14 protein-coding genes are annotated in these 21,521 nt (G+C 42.9%); 11 read left to right on the forward strand and 3 right to left on the reverse strand.

Annotation, left to right across the window (positions count from 1 at the left end; translation table 11 throughout):
• Positions 1-79 precede the first annotated feature (79 nt).
• A complete protein-coding gene (locus H8Z79_RS00210; RefSeq protein ID WP_015541776.1) occupies positions 80-790 on the reverse strand; it encodes a GTP pyrophosphokinase in 711 nt (236 codons plus the stop codon).
• Between the two features lie 398 nt (positions 791-1,188).
• On the opposite strand from H8Z79_RS00210, the gene adhE reads away from it, so the two are divergent.
• Positions 1,189-3,798: a bifunctional acetaldehyde-CoA/alcohol dehydrogenase gene (gene adhE, locus H8Z79_RS00215; protein WP_118039285.1), complete on the forward strand. Its 2,610-nt coding sequence runs from the start codon at positions 1,189-1,191 to the stop codon at positions 3,796-3,798.
• 261 nt (positions 3,799-4,059) lie between these two features.
• Positions 4,060-5,361, forward strand: a complete 1,302-nt coding sequence (locus H8Z79_RS00220) for an AI-2E family transporter (RefSeq protein ID WP_225876891.1) — start codon at positions 4,060-4,062, stop codon at positions 5,359-5,361.
• A gap of 83 nt (positions 5,362-5,444) precedes the next feature.
• On the opposite strand, the gene typA is transcribed toward H8Z79_RS00220, so the two are convergent.
• Entirely contained in the window at positions 5,445-7,277 is a 1,833-nt protein-coding gene (typA, locus tag H8Z79_RS00225; RefSeq protein WP_015541778.1) for a translational GTPase TypA, read from the reverse strand.
• A gap of 198 nt (positions 7,278-7,475) precedes the next feature.
• On the opposite strand from typA, the gene H8Z79_RS00230 reads away from it, so the two are divergent.
• From H8Z79_RS00230 to dapB, 4 genes are all read left to right on the forward strand, one after another.
• Complete coding sequence (locus H8Z79_RS00230) at positions 7,476-8,102, forward strand: single-stranded DNA-binding protein (RefSeq protein ID WP_015541779.1); 627 nt, start codon at positions 7,476-7,478, stop codon at positions 8,100-8,102.
• 143 nt (positions 8,103-8,245) lie between these two features.
• Entirely contained in the window at positions 8,246-8,755 is a 510-nt protein-coding gene (locus tag H8Z79_RS00235) for a cob(I)yrinic acid a,c-diamide adenosyltransferase (RefSeq protein WP_118039286.1), read from the forward strand.
• 37 nt (positions 8,756-8,792) lie between these two features.
• Positions 8,793-9,686, forward strand: coding sequence for a 4-hydroxy-tetrahydrodipicolinate synthase (dapA, locus tag H8Z79_RS00240; protein WP_118039287.1), 894 nt, complete (start codon positions 8,793-8,795; stop codon positions 9,684-9,686).
• A gap of 26 nt (positions 9,687-9,712) precedes the next feature.
• A complete protein-coding gene (gene dapB, locus H8Z79_RS00245) occupies positions 9,713-10,471 on the forward strand; it encodes a 4-hydroxy-tetrahydrodipicolinate reductase (RefSeq protein WP_015541782.1) in 759 nt (252 codons plus the stop codon).
• A gap of 101 nt (positions 10,472-10,572) precedes the next feature.
• Here dapB and H8Z79_RS00250 read toward each other — a convergent pair whose 3' ends face one another.
• Complete coding sequence (locus tag H8Z79_RS00250; protein ID WP_118039288.1) at positions 10,573-11,820, reverse strand: serine hydrolase; 1,248 nt, start codon at positions 11,818-11,820, stop codon at positions 10,573-10,575.
• Positions 11,821-11,954: 134 nt separating this feature from the next.
• Between H8Z79_RS00250 and H8Z79_RS00255 the strand changes: the two genes are divergently transcribed.
• The 5 genes from H8Z79_RS00255 to H8Z79_RS00275 all read left to right on the forward strand — a co-directional run bounded on the left by H8Z79_RS00255 (position 11,955) and on the right by H8Z79_RS00275 (position 21,479).
• Positions 11,955-12,401, forward strand: a complete 447-nt coding sequence (locus H8Z79_RS00255; RefSeq protein WP_118039289.1) for a hypothetical protein — start codon at positions 11,955-11,957, stop codon at positions 12,399-12,401.
• 217 nt (positions 12,402-12,618) lie between these two features.
• The gene (hisA, locus tag H8Z79_RS00260; RefSeq protein ID WP_118039290.1) at positions 12,619-13,386 is read left to right on the forward strand and encodes a phosphoribosylformimino-5-aminoimidazole carboxamide ribotide isomerase; all 768 of its coding nucleotides are present in this window, start codon (positions 12,619-12,621) and stop codon (positions 13,384-13,386) included.
• A gap of 18 nt (positions 13,387-13,404) precedes the next feature.
• Positions 13,405-13,926 carry a nitroreductase gene (locus H8Z79_RS00265; RefSeq protein WP_015541786.1) on the forward strand — a complete coding sequence of 174 codons (522 nt, stop codon included), beginning with the start codon at positions 13,405-13,407 and terminating at the stop codon, positions 13,924-13,926.
• Positions 13,927-14,062: 136 nt separating this feature from the next.
• A complete protein-coding gene (locus H8Z79_RS00270; protein ID WP_015541787.1) occupies positions 14,063-15,454 on the forward strand; it encodes a radical SAM protein in 1,392 nt (463 codons plus the stop codon).
• A gap of 379 nt (positions 15,455-15,833) precedes the next feature.
• Positions 15,834-21,479, forward strand: a complete 5,646-nt coding sequence (locus H8Z79_RS00275) for an Ig-like domain-containing protein (RefSeq protein ID WP_015541788.1) — start codon at positions 15,834-15,836, stop codon at positions 21,477-21,479.
• The last annotated feature ends 42 nt before the right edge of the window (positions 21,480-21,521 follow it).

A 21,521-nucleotide genomic window follows, 5' to 3' on the forward strand; every position in this document is an offset into this window, starting at 1 on the left:
GCAGGAGCTGACGATGATGTCATGCCCCTGCGTTTTTTGACATTGCATATAAAGGAGGCACCGGCAGCGCGCCCACTGATCAGATTTTATCAATTCTTTTGCGGATGTCCAGCATTTTCTGATCCAGTTCGGAGATAACAGAAGCACATCTCTGCAGTTCCTCGTTGATGACAGCGGCCTGTTTCTGACCACGTTTATAACGAAGCTGATGATCGAGATTTGCCCAGTAATCCATGGCAGCAGTGCGAAGCTGAAGTTCTGCTTTGATCCACTGACTTTCATTCTGAAAAGGCATGGCAACCTCAAGAATCAGGTGCAGGCTCTGATAACCGGACTTCTTTGGTTCCTTTATATAATCCTTTGTTTTGAGGATACGGATATCCTGTTGCTTTTCAATCAGTTCGGCAACTTTATAAATATCATCTACATAAGAGCAAACGGCGCGGACACCGATCAGGTCATTGATTTTTTCCAGTGCCTGTGAAAAATTCAGATCCAGTCCCTTTTTCTGCATTTTTTTGCAGACGCTGTCATAGCTTTTGAGCCTTCCGGTCGTCATCTGAATAAAATTCCGGTTATATTTCATCAACAGAAAAGTATTGATGATTTCCAGCTTGGTCATCATAAGGTTGATGACGCATTGTCCTTTGATGCTGAATTCTCCATCAGTCAGCATAGTCTTTAAAAGTTCTTTCTTCTTCAATTTCTGTCTTTCTTCCTCTAACTGTATTAACGTAAAATTTTCATTCGTATAAATTTCAGCTGTTTGTAATGCATTGCAGGTTCCCATAAAAATACTCCTTCTGTAATAAATCTGTAAGTGATTTGCGTTAAATCAACGTTAAATAAGAAAAGTAAGGGCGAATCACCGACTTTCTTATTTCCGTTTCCCATCAATTAATGTATGAAAGCATATGGAAAAATATGACAAAAATGACTATGGGTATCGAGATATGAAATAGATACCTGATATTTCAATTTGTAGAATCTATAGAAAAAGAGAGAAGATATTTGAAATAATTTGGGTAATTTTTTGACGAAATGAAGATTGACAAATGATTAACGAACCCGTATAATAAGCGCATACCAATCATTGATAAATAATTAACGTTAATCAATTAACAGAATTGTTTATCGGACTAAATCAAAAGGATCATATCATAAGAGGAAAAACAGGAGGATTCAGAAATGGCAAAGAAAGAAACCCACATCCCGGCAATCATTGATACTCCGGAAGCACTGGAAGCAAAGATTGCTGCGATGAAAGAAGCACAGAAACTTTTCGCCACTTACACACAGGAGCAGGTTGACAAGATCTTCAAAGCCGCTGCAACTGCCGCTGACAAAGCACGTATTCCGCTTGCAAAAGCAGCTGTGGAAGAAACAGGAATGGGTATTGTTGAAGATAAAGTCATCAAAAACCATTATGCATCCGAATACATCTACAATGCATACAAAAACACAAAGACCTGCGGTGTGATCGAAGAAGATCCGGTTTACGGAATCAAGAAAATCGCAGAACCGATTGGACTGATCGCAGCAGTTATCCCGACTACAAACCCGACTTCCACCGCAATCTTCAAAACTCTGATCGCGCTGAAGACAAGAAATGCAATCATTATCAGCCCACATCCGCGTGCAAAAGGAAGCACCATTGAAGCTGCAAAAGTTGTTCTGGAAGCAGCAGTCAAAGCAGGCGCACCGGAAGGCATCATCGGATGGATCGACGTACCGAGCCTGGAACTTACCAACATGGTAATGAAAGAAGCAGACATTATCCTTGCAACAGGCGGTCCTGGAATGGTTAAGGCTGCATATTCCTCCGGAAAACCAGCACTCGGTGTTGGTGCAGGAAACACACCGGTCATCATTGATGATACAGCAGATGTACGTCTTGCAGTAAACTCCATCATCCACTCCAAAACTTTTGACAATGGTATGATCTGTGCATCCGAACAGTCCGTAACAGTTCTGGAAGGTGTATATAAAGCAGTAAAAGAAGAGTTCCAGTACAGAGGATGCTACTTCCTTAAGAAAGACGAAATCGAAAAAGTAAGAAAAACAATCCTGATCAATGGCGCACTGAATGCAAAGATTGTCGGACAGAAAGCGGCTACGATCGCTGAGATGGCAGGTGTAAAAGTTCCGGCAGAAACCAAGATCCTGATCGGTGAAGTGGAATCTGTAGATATCAGCGAAGAGTTTGCACATGAAAAACTTTCTCCGGTGCTTGCCATGTACAAGGCAAAAACATTTGACGAGGCGATTGCAAAAGCAGAACAGCTTGTTGCAGACGGCGGATACGGACATACATCTTCCCTTTACATCAATGTAAATGAGAAAGAAAAAATGGCAAAACATGCAGCAGCCATGAAGACCTGCCGTATCCTGATCAATACTCCTTCTTCCCAGGGTGGTATCGGAGATCTTTACAACTTCAAACTTGTTCCGTCCCTGACACTTGGCTGCGGTTCCTGGGGAGGAAACTCCGTATCCGAAAACGTTGGTGTAAAACATCTGATCAATATCAAGACTGTTGCTGAGAGGAGAGAGAACATGCTCTGGATGAGAACCCCGGAAAAAGTTTATTTCAAAAAAGGCTGCCTGCCGGTTGCTCTGGATGAGCTGAAAAACGTAATGGGCAAGAAACGCTGCTTCATCGTTACAGACTCCTTCCTTTACAAGAACGGATACACAAAGAAAATAGAAGACAAACTTGATGAGATGGGAATCGTGCATACATGCTTCTCTGATGTAGAACCAGATCCGTCCCTTGCCTCTGCAAGAGCCGGTGCTGCAGCAATGCGCGCATTCGAGCCGGACTGCATCATCGCTATGGGTGGTGGATCCGCAATGGATGCCGGTAAGATCATGTGGGTTCTTTATGAAAACCCGGATGCAGATTTCGATGACATGGCAATGGATTTTATGGATATCCGTAAGAGAATTTACACATTCCCGAAAATGGGTAAAAAAGCGTACTTCATCGCCGTACCGACATCTTCCGGTACCGGTTCTGAGGTAACACCTTTTGCTATCATCACAGACAAAGAAACAGGAATCAAATGGCCGCTGGCTGACTACGAGCTGATGCCTGACATGGCAATCGTAGATACAGATAACATGATGAGCGCACCGAAAGGACTGACAAGCGCTTCCGGTATCGACGTTATGACACATGCGATCGAGGCATATGTTTCCATGATGGCATCTGACTATACAGACGGACTTGCACTTCGTGCCATCAAACTGGTATTTGATTATCTGCCGAGAGCATACAGAGACGGTAATGATGTAGAGGCAAGAGACCATATGGCAAACGCGTCCTGCATGGCAGGTATGGCATTTGCAAATGCATTCCTCGGAGTAAACCACTCTCTGGCTCACAAACTGGGTGCTTTCCATCACATTCCTCACGGAATCGCAAATGCTCTGGTACTTACAGATGTTATGCGTTATAATGCAGCAGAAGTTCCGACCAAGATGGGTACTTTCCCACAGTATCAGTATCCGAAGACACTGGCTCGTTATGCAGAAATCGGTCGCTTCGTAGGACTGACAGGAAAAGACGACAATGAAGTATTTGAAAAACTTCTGGAGAAACTGGAAGAACTCAAAAAGATCATCGAGATCAAACCTACGATCAAAGATTACAACGTAGATGAAAAATACTTCCTTGAGACTCTGGATGAGATGAGTGAACAGGCTTTCAATGACCAGTGCACCGGCGCAAACCCGAGATACCCACTGATCGCAGAGCTGAAAGAAATCTATCTGAAATCATACTACGGTAAATAAGCAGGATAAGCTTTCTGTTTCTTCCATAAAAATATTATAAGCAGCGACAGCCCCGGCGTTACAGGAACGTGATGCCGGGGCTGTTGCTTTAATAACAGGAGAAATATTGTAACAAAATTAAGAATCTATGTATTGCAAGTGGCAGGATATGGGTGTTACAATAAATACCAATGACAATGTTAATATAAACAGAGAACTTATATACTGACTTTTTTGGTTATATATAAGAAAAAGAAGCAATAGTTTCAGGAGGCATGATTATTGAAACATAATGAAAACACAAAATACGTGAAACTTGGTATCACAGGCGCTGCCGTTCTGGCATTTGGATTTGCAATCCTGTATATCCTGAATCAAAGTACAAATATTGTGGCGGGTATCCGGGTAGTATTCAACATTTTGAAACCGTTCCTGTACGGCGCACTGATCGCCTATATCCTTGCACCGATGTGCAACCGGATGGATGAACGCTTTCTGAAATGGTTTCCGAATGCGACAGAGAAGCAGAAAAAGGGAATGAAATTTCTGTCTATTGCAATTGCGGTTATTTTTGCTGTGACCGTTGTGGTATTGTTGATCATTTTGATCCTTCCGCAGGTATGGGACAGTACAGTGAGACTTATCCGTATTCTTCCGGCACGACTTTCCTATGCGAATCATATGATCGATCAACTGCTGAAAGACCAGCCGGAATTGCAGAAATTTTTTAATCATTTTTCATCTCAGATTGAAAGCGGGCTGAATGATATCCTGAGTGCCAACTCCAGTACGATGCAGACGATTCAGGGAATTGTCAACAATATTACCGTACAGCTGATCGAGGTTTTGAGTGTATTCAAGAATATGTTTCTTGGATTCCTGATTGCAGTATATCTTCTTGCAAGCCGCAAACTGTTCGGCGCACAGGCGAAGCTTCTGCTTTATGGTATTTTTCCGAATAAATGGGCGAAGATCATCGAAGAAGAGGTTCGTTATACAGACAAGATGTTTAATGGATTCTTTGTCGGCAAGATCATTGATTCTGCGATCATCGGTCTGATCTGCTTTGCGGGAACAACTCTGCTGGGATTTGAATCCGCTGCATTTATCAGTGTTGTGATCGGAGTGACGAACATTATTCCGTTTTTCGGGCCGTTTATCGGTGCAATCCCATGTGCATTATTACTGCTTCTGGGAACTCATCCGTGGGATGCTCTGTATTTCCTGATCTTTATTGTGATTCTGCAGCAGATTGATGGAAATATCATCGGACCGAAGATTCTCGGAAATACAACGGGTGTATCCAGTTTCTGGGTATTGTTTTCCATCCTTTTATTCGGAGGTCTCTGGGGAATTGTCGGTATGGTGATCGCGGTTCCGCTCTTTGGTGTTATTTATGATATTGTGCGTAAGCTTACTGCACGTGGGCTGGAACGAAATCAGCGGGAAGACATACTTCAGGAGTACAATGAAGAATTTCATGAGAAAAAAGAAGAGGCGAAGAAGAAATCAAGTCCTTCTGTCAGTGATAAAGTCAATAAATGGATTAATGAGTACATTAATAAAAATGTAAATGATAAATAAGGTATATAAAAGAAAACCCCATGGGCGATTGCTCATGGGGTTTTGTACGCTCTAAAATATTGTATTGATTTTGCTCAGAGAAATTACTGTTTGCGGAAAGCGGCACGTTTTCTTTCTCTGGGATCAAGGATTCTCTTACGGATACGGAGACTTTCCGGTGTTACCTCAAGAAGTTCATCCTGATCAATGAATTCAATTGCCTGCTCCAGACTGAGAACTCTTGGAGGCGTCAGCTTCAGAGCTTCATCAGCGGAGGAAGAACGTGTATTAGTCAGATGCTTGGTTTTGCAGACATTCAGTTCGATGTCTTCGGCTTTACCATTCTGTCCGATAACCATACCGCTGTATACTTTTTCTCCAGGGCCTACAAAGAGTGTTCCACGATCCTGAGCGGAGAACAAACCGTAAGCAACTGCCTCACCGGATTCGAATGCAATCAGAGATCCCTGCTTACGATACTGGAAATCTCCCTTGTATGGTGCATATCCGTCAAATGTGGTGTTCAGGATACCGGTACCCTTGGTGGAGGTAAGAAACTCACCACGGAAACCGATCAGACCACGGGACGGGATATGGAACTCAAGACGTACGGAACCATCGCTGGCAGTACTCATTCCCTGAAGTTCACCTTTACGTTCACTTAATTTCTGGATAACTGTACCGGAAAATTCTTCCGGAACATCTACATAAGCGATTTCCATTGGTTCAAGTTTCTTACCGCGTTCGTCGATATGATACAGAACTTCCGGCTTGCTTACTGCAAATTCATAACCTTCACGGCGCATGTTTTCAATCAGTACGGACAGATGAAGCTCACCACGTCCGGAAACTTTGAAGCACTCGGTAGTCTCTGTGTCTTCTACACGAAGGCTGACATCTGTATTCAGCTCACGGTACAGACGGTCACGAAGATGACGGGAAGTGATGTATTTACCTTCCTGTCCGGCGAGAGGGCTGTCATTTACCATGAAGTTCATGGAAAGAGTGGGTTCGGAAATCTTCTGGAACGGGATTGCTTCCGGATTGTCACCGCCGCAGAGGGTATCACCGATATGGATATCTTCGATACCGGATACAGCTACGATGGAACCGATGGATGCTTCTTTTACTTCGATTTTGTTCAGTCCGTCAAATTCATAAAGTTTGCTGATCTTGACTTTTTTGCGTTTGTCAAGGTCATGATGGTTCAGAAGAGTAAGTTCCTGGTTGACAGCAATCTTACCGTTTTCTACTTTACCGACACCGATACGTCCGACATATTCGTTGTAGTCGATGGTGCTGATCAGTACCTGTGTGTCAGCGTCCGGATCACCTTCCGGTGCAGGGATATATTTCAGAATGGTCTCAAACAGCGGAGCCATGTTTTCCGGTGTATCTGCAAGGTCAAGAACTGCATGGCCTGCTTTTGCAGATGCATACAGGAACGGGCAGTCAAGCTGCTCATCAGATGCTTCCAGATCCATGAGAAGTTCCAGAACTTCATCAATAACTTCTTCCGGACGTGCTTCCGGACGGTCGATCTTGTTGATGCAGACGATGACATGGAGATCAAGCTCCAGTGCTTTACGAAGTACGAATTTGGTCTGCGGCATAGCTCCCTCGAATGCGTCTACGAGAAGAATAACGCCATCGACCATTTTCAGAACACGTTCTACCTCACCACCGAAATCAGCATGTCCAGGTGTGTCGATGATGTTGATTTTGACTCCTTTGTAATGGACAGCAGTATTTTTGGATAAAATAGTAATTCCACGTTCACGTTCGATATCATTGGAGTCCATGACACGTTCCTGAACTTCCTGATTTTCACGGAATACACCGCTCTGTTTCAGTAACTGGTCTACCAGAGTGGTTTTACCATGATCGACATGTGCAATGATGGCAACGTTGCGTACGTCTTCGCGTTTGGTATTCATAAAATCGAAATCCTTTCTTTAATTACTTCTATATTAATGTGTTTTTTACATAGTACGGTATTTCAGTTTACCACATTTTTCGCAGATTACAAGGAAATCCTGAAAATTTTTTTTATTTTAAAGTTTTGGTTCTAAACCTTGCAGGGTGTTCATAGTCTAGTATAGACAAAATACCCAAAGAGGAAGGAGAACAACATTATGGCAGACAAAATCATCGAAAACAATCAGGTATCAATCATGGGGAAAATTGATACAGGCTTTACATTCAGTCATCAGGTCTTTGGCGAGGGCTTTTATACAATGGAAATCCTTGTGCGCAGACTGAGTGATTCCGAGGACCGGATTCCGGTCATGGTTTCTGAGAGACTTCTGGATGTGACGCAGGATTACACCGGTGAGTATATTGAGATTCAGGGACAGTTCCGTTCGTACAACCGTCATGAAGAGAAACATAACCGGCTTGTCCTTTCTGTATTTGCAAGAGAACTGAAATTTGTGGAAGAGGACGAGGAAACAGTTCCACTGAACCAGATTTTTCTGGATGGCTATATCTGCAAACCGCCTGTATACAGAAGGACACCTCTCGGAAGAGAGATCGCGGATATGCTTCTTGCAGTCAACCGTCCATATGGCAAGTCAGATTACATACCATGTATCTGCTGGGGCAGGAATGCGCGATATGCTTCGGCCTTCACAGTGGGAGGACATGTACTTCTGTGGGGAAGGATCCAGAGCCGTGAGTACATGAAGCGGATTGGAGAAAATCAGACAGAGCGGCGGATCGCTTATGAAGTATCTGTAAGCAAACTGGAATATATTGATTAGAAAGTATAGAGAAGAGATGAATCTGGACGGAGAAGTTCAGGTATTGCTTTTTTGGCTGAACTGCGGTAAGATAAAACCAATAATGCGAATTATATGCGTGCCGCCCTTTGAGGCGGTGTTTATCAACATTAAGAGGAAGTATTATGGAAAAAGAATTAACAGAAGTGTACTGCGGAAACGGTAAGGGCAAGACCGCTCTGGCAATCGGTCAGAGTCTCCGTGTGGCAACGCAGGGCAAAAGCGTGATCGTGATCCAGTTTCTGAAAGGAAGAGAGACACATTCACTTGATTTTCTGCAGGATGTGGACAATCTGGATTTCAAGATTTTTCGCTTTGAGAAGAGAGACTGCTGTTATGAAGACCTGACAGAGGAAGAAAAGGCTGAAGAGAAGTCAAACATTTTAAATGGTCTTAATTTTGCACGTAAGGTAATCGCGACGCAGGAATGTGATTTTCTGTTACTGGATGAGATTCTTGGACTTCTGGACTGTGGGATTGCGACAGTGGATGGGATCATTGATATACTGAAGCAGAAAGATGAATCCATGCATATCGTAATGACGGGCTGGAATTTTCCGGAAGAGCTGAGACCTTACGTAGATATGATTACTACATTAAATACGGAAGAAACTCATCCGCTTGACGGCGAATGAATACAATAAATTACAGAAGAATGAAGGAGGAGTTCTAATGGCAATTTTTAAAGGTGCAGGTGTTGCAATCGTTACACCTATGTATGATGATGGAAAGGTGAACTACGATAAACTCGAAGAACTGCTTGAGTACCAGATTGCAAACAGCACAGATGCAATCATTATCTGCGGTACCACAGGTGAATCTTCAACGATGACTCATGGAGAGCATTTAAAGACAATCAAATTCGCAATCGATAAGGTAAACAAACGTGTGCCGGTCATTGCAGGAACAGGTTCCAACTGTACAGAGACTGCGATCATGATGTCCAGAGAAGCAGCGTCTTATGGTGCAGATGCACTGCTTGTTGTAACTCCTTATTATAATAAAGCTACACAGAAAGGTCTGATCGCTCACTACACTGCAATTGCAAATGCAGTTCCGGAGACACCGATCATCATGTACAACGTACCGAGCCGTACAGGATGCAATATCCAGCCGGCAACAGTAGCTTCACTTGTTAAGAATGTCAAGAATATCGTTGGTCTGAAGGCTGCAAGCGGAGATCTTTCTCAGATCGCCAAGACAGTATCTCTTGCAGGTGCAGATCTTGAACTGTATTCCGGAAACGACGATCAGGTACTGCCGATCCTTTCACTTGGCGGCCTTGGTGTTATTTCCGTGCTTTCCAACGTTGCTCCGAAGGAAACACATGATATGGTTATGAAATTCATGGAAGGTGATGTTGCAGGCGCAGCTAAGATCCAGATCGATGCAATTCCGCTGATCAACGCACTGTTCTGCGAAGTAAACCCGATTCCGGTCAAGACTGCACTCAACCTTATGGGAATGAATGTAGGACCTCTTCGTATGCCGCTCTGCGAGATGGAAGAAAGTAACAAAGAAACTCTGATCAAAGCAATGAAGGATTTCGGTATCAAACTGGCATAAAGACATACGCAGGAGGACAATAAATTATGGTAAAAATCATCATGCACGGATGCTGTGGTCATATGGGACAGGTGATCTCAGACCTTGTAGAAAAAGACGCAAATGCTGAGATTGTGGCAGGAATCGATGTCACAGACAAGGGCAATACCAGTTACCAGGTATTTACAGATATTCATGAATGCAAGACAGAAGCGGATGTTCTGATTGACTTTTCCTCTGCAAAAGCAGCGGATGCGCTTCTTGATTACTGCGTAGAGCGCAATCTTCCGGTAGTACTCTGTACGACAGGGCTGTCTGAAGAACAGCTTGCAAAAGTGGAAGAGACTGCAAAGAAGATTCCGGTTCTTAAATCAGCAAACATGTCTCTTGGCATCAATACTCTGATGAAGCTGATTCAGGATGCTGCGAAAGTTCTTGCAACTGCAGGATTTGACATGGAGATCGTTGAGAAGCATCATCGTCTGAAACTGGATGCACCGAGCGGTACAGCTCTTGCACTGGCTGACAGTCTGAATGAGGCAATGGATAACCAGTATCATTATGTATATGACAGAAGCCAGAGACGTCAGCAGAGAGATGATAAAGAAATCGGTATTTCTGCAGTACGTGGCGGTACGATTGTCGGAGAACATGAAGTAATCTTTGCGGGTACGGATGAAGTGATTGAGTTCAAGCATACCGCATACTCAAAAGCTATCTTCGGCAAGGGTGCGATCGAAGCAGCCAAATTCCTTGCTGGCAAACCGGCAGGACGCTATGATATGGCAGATGTGATCGAAGGTTAACATATTTTTATACAAATAAATCCCCCGGATCTATATCTTATCAGGTACAGATTTGGGGGATTTTTTATATGCCAGAAGATGCCGGTGGCAGGTTTTCTGCATTAACCTTTTTTGTATGCGTAAGTGAGCAGAATTTTGGAATCTCGCCAGCGTGCGGCAGAAGTAGGTCCGCCCAATGTGACAGAGATGTAGGTGTTTCCTTTACGGGAACGACATAAACCAACGAAACAATATCCGGCTTTGTCAGTTACACCGGTTTTTAAACCAATGACACCGGCCTGCTTTCCGAGGAGAGCATTCGTTGTTGCGACAGTGAAGTTACGCTTTGTATTGAGACTTTTAAAGGAATAACGCTTAGTGTTGATAAGTTTTCGGAATGTCGGATTTTTGATCGCATAGCGTGCGATGATTGCAAGATCCGATGCGGTTGTATAGTGATTCAGTCCGGTATCCAGACCGTTCGGTGTGACGAAGTGTGTATTCGTACAGCCGAGCTCCCGGGCCTTTTCATTCATAAGTTCGGCAAAAGCGGAAGTGGAACCACTGATGTGTTCTGCAATCGCAATGGCCGTATCATTGTGGGAAGGAACCATCAATGAATAAAGAAGGTCACGCATATAGAAGGTTTCGCCTGCTTTTGCATATAACTTGGATGGTTCGACAGCGGCAGCTTTTTTGGAAAAGGTTACTTTATCATTCAGGCTGCTGTTGTCGAGAGCAAGGATGCAGGTCATGATCTTGGTGGTACTTGCATTTGCATGACGCAGATTTTCATTTTTGCTGTAGAGCACTTTGCCTGTGTCGGCATTGATGAGAAGTGCACAGTCTGATGAGAGGTTATATTTCAGTCCGGAGTGATCCAGAGCACCATTTTTTCCGAAATAGTAGTTGGTTTTATTGATACGTTTGCGACCTGTATAAGCTTTTCCGGTGGAATCAAAATAATAAGTTTTGCCGGATTTTGTGGTATGCCATCCGGTGACGATGGATCCGTCTTTTGAGGCATAGTAGTAATAACCCTTATAACGGAAGAGACGGTTGCGATAGAGATACCCCTGGGCATTTGTGCCGAAGTAATATTTCTTACCGTTCACTTTGTGAAATCCATGCCAGCGCTTGCCGGATTTATTGAAATAACAGAGCTTTTTGTTAATGCGCAAATATTGATTTCTGGCATAGGTTTTGTCTGTGTAGCGATAATAGTAGTAGTGTCCGCGCTGTACAATTTGTCCGGACTCTGCGTTTTGCAGTTTGGGAAGAGAAAAAGCAGAGACACTTGTCGAGCTTGCGAAAAGTCCGATAAACAGTACAGCGAGAATCAGAAGCAAAAAGTTTCTTTTCTTTTTCATTTGTCATACCCTTCTTTTATATAAAAATCTTTTTAAAGTTTACCATGAAACACCAGTTTTTTCCAGAGTAGGATTTTGCCATTTTGTACATATTATCAGTACAAGTAAAAAACACGGTAAAGGAGAAGACGGAAATGAAAAAAATAAAGCAGATTCTGACAGGAGTATTACTTATTATGGCACTCAGTGTGTTTACAGCCTGCGGAAACAACAATATGGCAGCAGATGAGGCTGATACCACGAATGAGAATAATGACAACACCAATACGACGACGGAAGATGAAAATCAGAATGCAGATAAAGATGATAAAAATAACAACGATAACAAAAATAATGCAGACAATAATGCGACAGACAATGAAAACATGACAGATGATGCAGTAATCGACAATGGAGATACTGTATCTGAAGGTACGGAGGGTGCCGGAACAACAGATAATACAACGGATGGAACAACTGCGGAGGATGGAACCGTGGCACAGGATCTGGGCGACGGAGTCCGCGCAGTTGGAGATGGCGTCGGAGATGCAGTAGAAGATGTCGGTGACGCTGTAGGAGACGTTGTGGATGGAAGAGAATAAAAAGTATTGGTGGTATGAAACTTTGAGGTAGCTGTTCTGAGAGAGTAAAGGATGATAAATGATTTATCGTAGTAATTTGATAAAGCAAAAATACTTGCATGAAACTGGATTTCATATTATCATAGCATCAGAGAAATGAAATACGCAGATAAACGGGAAGCCCGGGTTCCGAAGTGAATCCGGCTCCTGTTTCTGTCGGACAGGGAGTATTGGAATTATGAAATTTCGTCCATGCATTGATATACATAATGGCAAGGTCAAACAGATCGTCGGTGGAAGTCTCAAGGATGCCGGAGATCAGGCAAGAGAAAACTTTGTTGCTGAGCAGGATGCCGCTTTTTATGCAGAACTGTATAAAGAAGCAGGGCTGAAGGGAGGGCATGTAATTCTGCTGAATGGGAAAGATTCAGAGTATTATGAGGCAACGCGGGCGCAGGCAATAAAAGCTCTTAAAGTCTATCCGAAGGGACTGCAGATTGGCGGTGGTGTGTGTCCGGGCAATGCGGCAGAATACCTTGAGGCGGGTGCGAGCCATGTGATCGTGACCTCCTATGTGTTTAAAGACGGCGGACTTTCCTGGGAAAATCTACAGAAGATGGAAGAGGCAGTTGGAACAGAGCATCTTGTACTGGATTTAAGCTGCCGCAAAAAAGACGATCAGTATTTTATTGTAACTGATCGCTGGCAGAAATTTACCGATGTTCCGGTGACTCTTGATACAATGAAAGAGCTTGGAAGCCACTGCGCCGAGTTTCTTGTCCACGCAGTGGATGTTGAGGGCAAAGCAAACGGAATTGAGACAGAGCTCGCAGGACTGCTTTCGGAATATACAGACCGTCCGGTGACTTATGCCGGAGGGATAGGAAGTATGGAAGATATCGAACTCCTCAGAAAACACGGCAAGGGGCGGCTGGATGTGACGGTCGGAAGTGCGCTGGATCTTTTCGGAGGGACGATTCCCTTTGAAACACTAATAAATTTATAAAATCAGGAGGTATCTATCATGAGTGACGTACTGGAAACAATCAAAAGCAGAAGAAGTATCCGCAAATACAAGAGTGACATGGTTCCGCAGGACAAACTTGGAAAAATCATCGAAGCAGGAACCTATGCGGCAACCGGTATGGGCAAGCAGTCACCGATCATCATTGCGGTAACAAATAAAGAACTCCGTGATAAACTCTCTGCGATGAATGCAAAGGTCATGGGCGTAAACAGTGATCCTTTTTATGGCGCACCGGTTGTACTGATCGTACTTGCAGATAAGAGCAGACCTACATATGTATATGACGGAAGTCTTGTCATGGGAAATCTGATGCTGGAGGCAGAAGCACAGGGAATCGGAAGCTGCTGGATCCACAGAGCAAAAGAAGAATTTGAAAGTGAAGAAGGCAAAGAACTTCTGAAATCACTTGGAATCGAGGGCGACTACGAGGGAATCGGTCACTGTGTACTCGGCTATACGGACGGTCCGGCTCCGAAAGCCGCACCGAGAAAGGATTCCTATGTATATTATGTAAAATAAAGGAAAACTCGTTTTACAGAAGAGGTCAGTGGGGAAATTTACCACTGACCCTTTTTTGTCCATTGAAAACAGAAACAGAATCTGAATATAATGTAGACAATAAAAATAATGATTGCCAGAGATGGAGGAAATACCAATGAACAAACTTAAACATGCGGCAGCAAAGAAGGTTTTTGCAGGAGTTGCTGATTATGCAGTCGCTCAGGTGCACAAGAATCCTGAAGCGGCATATGAAAAACTGATCGATACTGCTGAGAAATATTTAAAAGATTTTGGAAAGGGCGTAAACTGGGATTACCTGAGAAAAGTTGCCTGTAATCCGGAATATACATTAAACCGTTATGTAACATCCATGGTTCAGGATCTTCATCCGAATGTTCTGAAGACAACTCTGATGAACCTTGGATTTGAGGCTTTTTATAATGGAACAAAGACCATTCACGAGATGAGAGAAATACATAAATGTAACATCCCGTGGATCATTCTGATGGATCCTACCAGTGCATGTAACCTGCACTGCACAGGATGCTGGGCAGCAGAATACGGAAACAAACTGAATCTTTCCTTCGACGACATGGATTCCATCGTAACACAGGGTAAAGAGCTCGGTATCTATTTCTATATGATGACCGGCGGTGAACCGATGGTAAGAAAGAAAGATATCATCGAACTCTGCAGAAAACATAACGACTGTGTATTCTTTGCTTACACAAACGGTACACTTGTTGATGAAGCACTCTGCAAACAGATGCAGGAAGTAGGAAACCTCTTCCTTGCACTGAGCGTTGAGGGTGAACCGGATATCAACGATATGCGTCGTGGCGAAGGTGTATACAACAAAGTTATGCATGCAATGGATCTTCTGAAAGAGCACGGCCTTGTATTCGGTACATCTATCTGCTACACAAGCGCCAACTACAAGAGCGTTACAAGCGAAGATTTCATTCAGATGCTTGTAGAGAAAGGATGCCGTTACGCACTGTATTTCCATTATATGCCGGTTGGAAATGCAGCATCTGTTGATCTGCTCCTGAATCCGGAGCAGCGAATTTATGTAAAGAACCGTGTAAGAGAGATCCGTAACATGGAACATGGACCGGGAATCTTTACCATGGACTTCCAGAATGACGGTGAGTTTGTAGGCGGATGTATCGCCGGAGGAAGAAACTACTTCCATATCAATGCAAACGGTGATGCAGAACCATGTGTATTCATTCACTATTCAAATGGTAATATCCATGAAAATACGATCCTTGAGATTCTGAAACAGCCGCTGTTCATGGCGTATCATGACAATCAGCCGTTTAATGACAATATGCTTCGTCCGTGCCCTATGCTGGAAAATCCGGAGATTCTGCAGCGTATCGTAAAAGAATCCGGTGCACACTCCACAGACCTTCAGTCTAATGAGACAGCAGAGCATCTTTGTGGCAAATGTCTACATTATGCAGAAGAATGGGCGCCGGTAGCTGAGAAGCTCTGGGCAGAAGAAAAGGCTGAAAAAGCAGCAAAAGCAGCCGCTAAATAAAATTTTATAAAGAAATCATACAGCTCCATCCGTGACAGGTATCTGGAAATTCTGAATACTACCGGGTGGAGCTTTTTTGCGTTATAGTCTGAAATATTCTGGAACCAGAGAGAAAAAGCAACGGAAAGTGGTGCGTATGAGCGTTTCCGATGCCGAAAGGGCCAGAACCAGAGGGAAAAAGCAACGGAAAATGGTGTGTATGAGCATTTCCGATGCCGGAAGAGCCAGAACCAGTATTTATGGAAAAAGTTGTGTAACAGTGCTATGCAGACAGTAACAACAGGTACAAAAAAGTGTGAAGAAAGTGTGAAAAAATGTGGACAATGACAAGATCTGAGAGATATAATTAGAGCATAAAATTTATAAGGAGGGCAGATGCATGAAGAAGAAAAAACTGGCGTTGCTGCTGGCTGCGGCCATGACAGTGACAAGCCTTGACAGCACGGCTATGATGGTCACAGCAGCAGATTTTACTTCTGAAGAAGTGCAGGAACAAAGCGTAGAGCTTACGGACGAACCATCCGAAGCTGCAGTGGAAACAGACGCTGAAACCGAAGACGGGGGGGCTTTTTCAGACAGCTCATCAGAAGCTGAAAATGTAGAAATTGCCGAAGAACCGGAAGAAACAGGCGAAGATACCCAGCTCGACATTCAGGAAGAAGATTCCTCTGCTGAGGATGTGTTTGGAGCAGAGGGCGAAATCTCTGTGCAGGCGGATGGAGATTCCGGTACAGGAATCGATGAAGGTGAGGGTGACCTTGGAGACAGCAATTCTGAAGTATCTGCAACAGAGATGACACTGGGTGAGGTATATCCGGTAAAAATTGTTGAAGCAGGAAAAACAGTCTGGTTTAAATTCACCCCTGCAGAATCAGGAAGATATGAAATTTATTCTACAGGAAGGTTTGATACGTATGTGGAATTTTACGGTACAGACCCTACAGGAGACCGCATAGCTGAGAACGATGACGGTAACAAGGGTGTTAATTTCAGTCTGAAATGGAATTTAGAAGCAGGCAAAACCTATTATTACCGCACGAGGATGCTTAGTGAAGACGTTAAAGGCACATTTAATGTGCAGATAGTACAAAAGAAGGTATTAAGTGTAGAAGCCTCGGATGTTTTGACGGAGGGTATTGCAGGGACTGCTTTTTATACGTATGCAGATCTGACAGTTAAATCTGCAGATGATACGGTTATTTCAACAAAATTATCCTATAATGATAGGCAAGTGAGTGTATATGATGATTCCGGGTATATAGGCTCAATAAGCGTTTCTCTGACAAAAGATGGTCAGGAATATTCTCTGGGAGACTATCTTAATGCGGGCACTTATACAATGAAATTTGTGTATAAGAATGATGGGGAAGAGGAAGCATCAGTAGAAAGTATTCCATATACAGTGACAATCAGGGATGCAAATGATATCACGAACTCACCCCTGTATAAAGGAAGTCTGTCTCTGAATGAAACGACAGAGGTAAGTACACCACGCAAAGGCGTGGCTTACTATAGCTTTACAGCACCGGCAGATGGTGATTATTACATGACAAATTGTAAATCAGATTTTTCTGTCTATAGAGTAAATAGTGAAGGAACTGTTTATTATGCTGGACAGACCTGGACTGATTTGAAAAAGGACGACAGAGTTTATCTGCGTTTCTATGGCGGCAACTATTCCGACAGTGATAAAGAAACTGTAAGTGTTACAGTAAAACCGATAGTTGACATGGAATCTATGGTTTATGTAGCAGATTCAGACAGTGCGATAGACGGCCTGGAGAATCCGACTGTGTGGGAAAATATGCCCGGCAGACTGAGACTGACAGATAAAGAAGGCGGAACAGAAGAAATCGTACCAACCTGGGATAGCACTTTACGGCTTGCATCCGGATACAATATACACAATGAGGTATACACGATCAATGCGGATAAGTCAGAAACTAAATTTGAACGGTATGATGAGGAGAATTATGAAGCCAGACCATTTCCGGCTGGCAACTATAAAGTAAAATTTACATTATATGACAACAATGATTCAAAAACTGATATAACAGCAGAAACCACCTTCACTGTGAAGGCTCTGGACTACAAGAGCTTACCTGAACTGACAAAAGATTCCAATGCAATCGCTGCCAGCGGATCATATTATAAATGGTACCGCTTTACACCATGGAAAGACGGATATTATCATTTTGAGTGGCAGTCTGCAAAGGGAAATGGAAATTCAACTGGCTTTGACAGAAAATGGTATCGTATAGAGGATGGAAAACCTGTACTATACGACAATTATTGGGGTATCGAGGATGGCAATTCTGAACTGATAAAAGGTACACAGTATGTTATAGGAATCAAGTCTGCAACGGACAATCCTGTTACATTGAATATCACTAAAGAACCAGTAGCTGTTGAGATGAAGAATCTTGTTTATTCACCGAATCCGATGACGTTTACAGAAGGATTTGACGATGTCAGGCTGGATAAACTCAAGGGAACCGTTGTCTTTGACAATGATACAACAAAGGCTGTTTCCATGGGATATGAGGATTATGATAATGATCTGTCATATATGCTTGAAAATTCGGACGGTAATGCTGTTGATACGTCAAATCTTTCGGCTGGAAGCTATTCCTATACAATTTCATATAATGGAATCAAAGTGGCTTCTATTCCGGTTGCTGTCGTAGAACCGGAAATTACAGCGGACCTCAAAGCAGACAATGCCGGTATTGTGAAAAATAGCGGTTCTCAGATGATTGTTTCCTTTACACCGGAGAACTCTGGCAAGTATGAGCTGAATTTTAACGCAGGAGTAAGAAGCGTAAAATTAGCAACGAAAAATGAAGACGGTACATATACGCAGATAAATAGCTGGAGCAATTATTATGATAATCTGTATTCTGTATATGCAACGTTGAATGCCGAAACTACATATTATTTTGGAATTTCAGCAGAGGATTGTTATCAGGAGCTGCAGGTCACACCAAAGCTTCTTGCAGAACCTGTAAAGATTGAGACAAAGCTGCTGGAGAACAGAGAATACATAGAAGAAATTGATGATTTCAGAGATGTAAAGCTGGAAACAACAGTAACCTTCAGTGACGGCACTACAAAAAAAGTTTCAAACAACGAGACATTCGATGGATATAAAATAGAATATGAAGGATGTCTGGATGGTGAAGCTGAATATAACAGATTTTACTCTTATAGTAGTCTGAAACCGGGTACATGGAATATTCGCCCATGTCTTGTAGACGCAGATTCAGATGATGATGAGAGTGATATAGAGGGAGCTCTGACAGGAACTGAAATAACCATTAAGGTCAATTTGCTGAATGAAAAAATGTCAGCGTTTACTCCATTAGAAAAGGACAAAAAAACAGATGTAAAAGCAACGAATCAGGCACTGTACACCTTTACAGCAGATGAAGAGGGAACATATGTGCTGTCCGGCGAAGCGGAAATAGAAGGAACAGCATATATTTATGATGCCGAAGATGAGGATTGGTATGTATGTGGTCTTTCTGAAGAATTGAAACTTGCAGCAGGACAAAGCTGCGTGATCAAGCTTCAGCCATACTTTGACACCACAATTACAGTGTCCAAAAAAACTGAAGAAATTCCGGATCCAGATCCGGGTGACAAACCGACAGGAGAAACGACAAAGGATTTTGAGCTTACAGATGGAATGTCCGAAAAAGAGATAATAGTTGCAAATGTGGGAGATGTTGTATCTGCAACATTTACACCTCCGACAGATGGATATTATCGAGTAGATATCAGTGATATCAGTGATGATGAAGCCTATGTTTCAACTTCTTTATATCGTGATGATAATAGAGATAATATAACAACAACTTCATCCGATGCGTTAACCTGGAAGCTTGAAAATGGAAAGAAATATACCTATAAATTTGAACTTCGGGAAGAGGAGACGGATGATTACATAAGAGGAAGCTTCAAAGTATCTTTCCGGAAGGTTGAAATAAAAACAATCAAAAATATCGAACTGGTTTTGAAGGATGAATATCAGGCATCTGACTGTACGCTGTTTGATGATCTGTACGACTTCTATAATACAAAGATAACCTATCAGGATGGATCATCCAAGATCTATGAAAGGTTATGGGGCACAGATGAGTATGGAAATCAGTGGGATACGACTCATAAGGAAGACGAATCCACCAGTTATGCTTCAAAGGCAATTAAGCATCAGATATCTTTCAGGTATCTTGGAACAGGAGAGAGTGACTGGAAGGATATCGGCCAGCAGTCGATTAATATTACGGCACTGGCTTCCTTTGACGAGCTTGCAGTTAATAAAGAGGTGATGCCATTTAAAGATGAAGCAGAGAGGAAATATTACAGATTTACAGCACCGGAAACAGGAACCTACCGGTTTGACAGTAAGATGATCGGAACCCATTCATTAGGTGTTGATATATATACAATAGACGGTGCCTATAACGGCAACGAAAATCGATGGCAGTTAGAGAGAAAATGGATGAGTCAGACATATTTAGAAGCCGGAAAGGCAAGTTGCTATCTGCAAAAAGGTCAAACCTATGTAGTACAGGTTAACTGGCATTATGATGAAGATGCAAGTACATCTACTCTTCAGATTAAAAAAATAAAAACTCTGAAATCCATTGAAGTGGAAAAAAGACCTGATCAGACATCCGTGCTTCCGGGAAATTCTGATTTTCGTCGTGTTTCTCTTGATGGAATGACGATTAAAGCAACTTATACGGATGGCTCTGTGGAAAAAATTGTATATGGAAAAACTGATTCACAGGGAATGACATTCGATATTTATTCCACTAAATGGATAAATGATAAAATCTGCAGAGTAATGGTCGAGATGGGTGGCTATAAGGCATCCTTTGATCTTGAGGCCGCAAGCTGGGATGATGTTCCGGCACTGACACTTGAAAAAGAAGAAAATATAGTGTCAACAGCCAACAATGTGGCATTTCGCAGATTTGTACCTTCTGAATCCGGATATTATTCATTCAGCGGCAAGAATTGCTGGATACAGCTTTATGACTCCAGTGCGAAGGAAGGTCTGACTAAGGATCGCGCTTATCTGGAAAAGGGTGTACCTTACTGGGTTTATATCTATGTAACAAATCCGAAGGAAACTGCAACCATAAAAGTTCTTACAGGTGCCTGCCAGTGGGAAGTACTTGAAGAAGTTGAAGCAACCTGTACAAAAGATGGAAAAGTTGTGAAGAAATGCAAAACTCATGGTGATACAATTACAATGATCGACAGTGCACGCGGACATGAATGGGGTGCATGGACAACAATCAAAAAGCCGTCCTGCGCTGATGGTGAGCAGCAGCACGTTTGCGGCGTCTGCAAAACAGTCGAAAAGCGTTCCATCAAAGCAACTAAGGCACACAGCTTCTCTGCATGGAAGGTGATCAGAAAGGCAACTGTCCTGGCAGAGGGAACACAGGAGCGTACCTGCAGTGTATGTGGTAAGAAAGAAACTGCTTCCATAAAGAAGCTTCCGGCAACAATCGCCCTCAATGTCAAAGGAACGATTCCGCTGAAAGTGAAACAGTCCTTTACCGTAAAAATTACAATGGGTGCGGGAGACAGAGTTGTTTCCTGGAAGACAAGCAATAAGAAATACGTTTCTGTTAAGAATGGCAAGATCAAAGGCCTCAAAGCAGGAAAGAGCGCAACAATTACTGTTCAACTTGCAAGCGGTAAGAAGGCAAGCTTCAAAGTAAAAGTTCAGAAGCCTGCAGTTGCAACGAAGTCCATCAAGGTTACGAATACAGCAACCGGCAAGAATCAGGGCAAGAAAGCAACGCTGAAACGTGGCCAGAGCCTGAAACTTAAAGCTGCACTTACACCGGTAACAAGCTTGCAGAAAGTTACATGGTCCACTTCCAACAAGAAGATCGTAACTGTCAGCAAATCCGGTGTGATCAAAGCAAAGAAAAAAGGTAAAGCTACCATTACTGTGAAGTCCGGAAACAAGAAATACAACATTAAGATCACAGTAAAATAAATCAGTTTTCATGAAAGGAAACCCTCATGGCGGAAGCTGTGG

It is taken from the genome of Blautia intestinalis, from assembly GCF_014297355.1.
In the GTDB taxonomy this organism is placed as follows: domain Bacteria; phylum Bacillota; class Clostridia; order Lachnospirales; family Lachnospiraceae; genus Blautia_A; species Blautia_A intestinalis.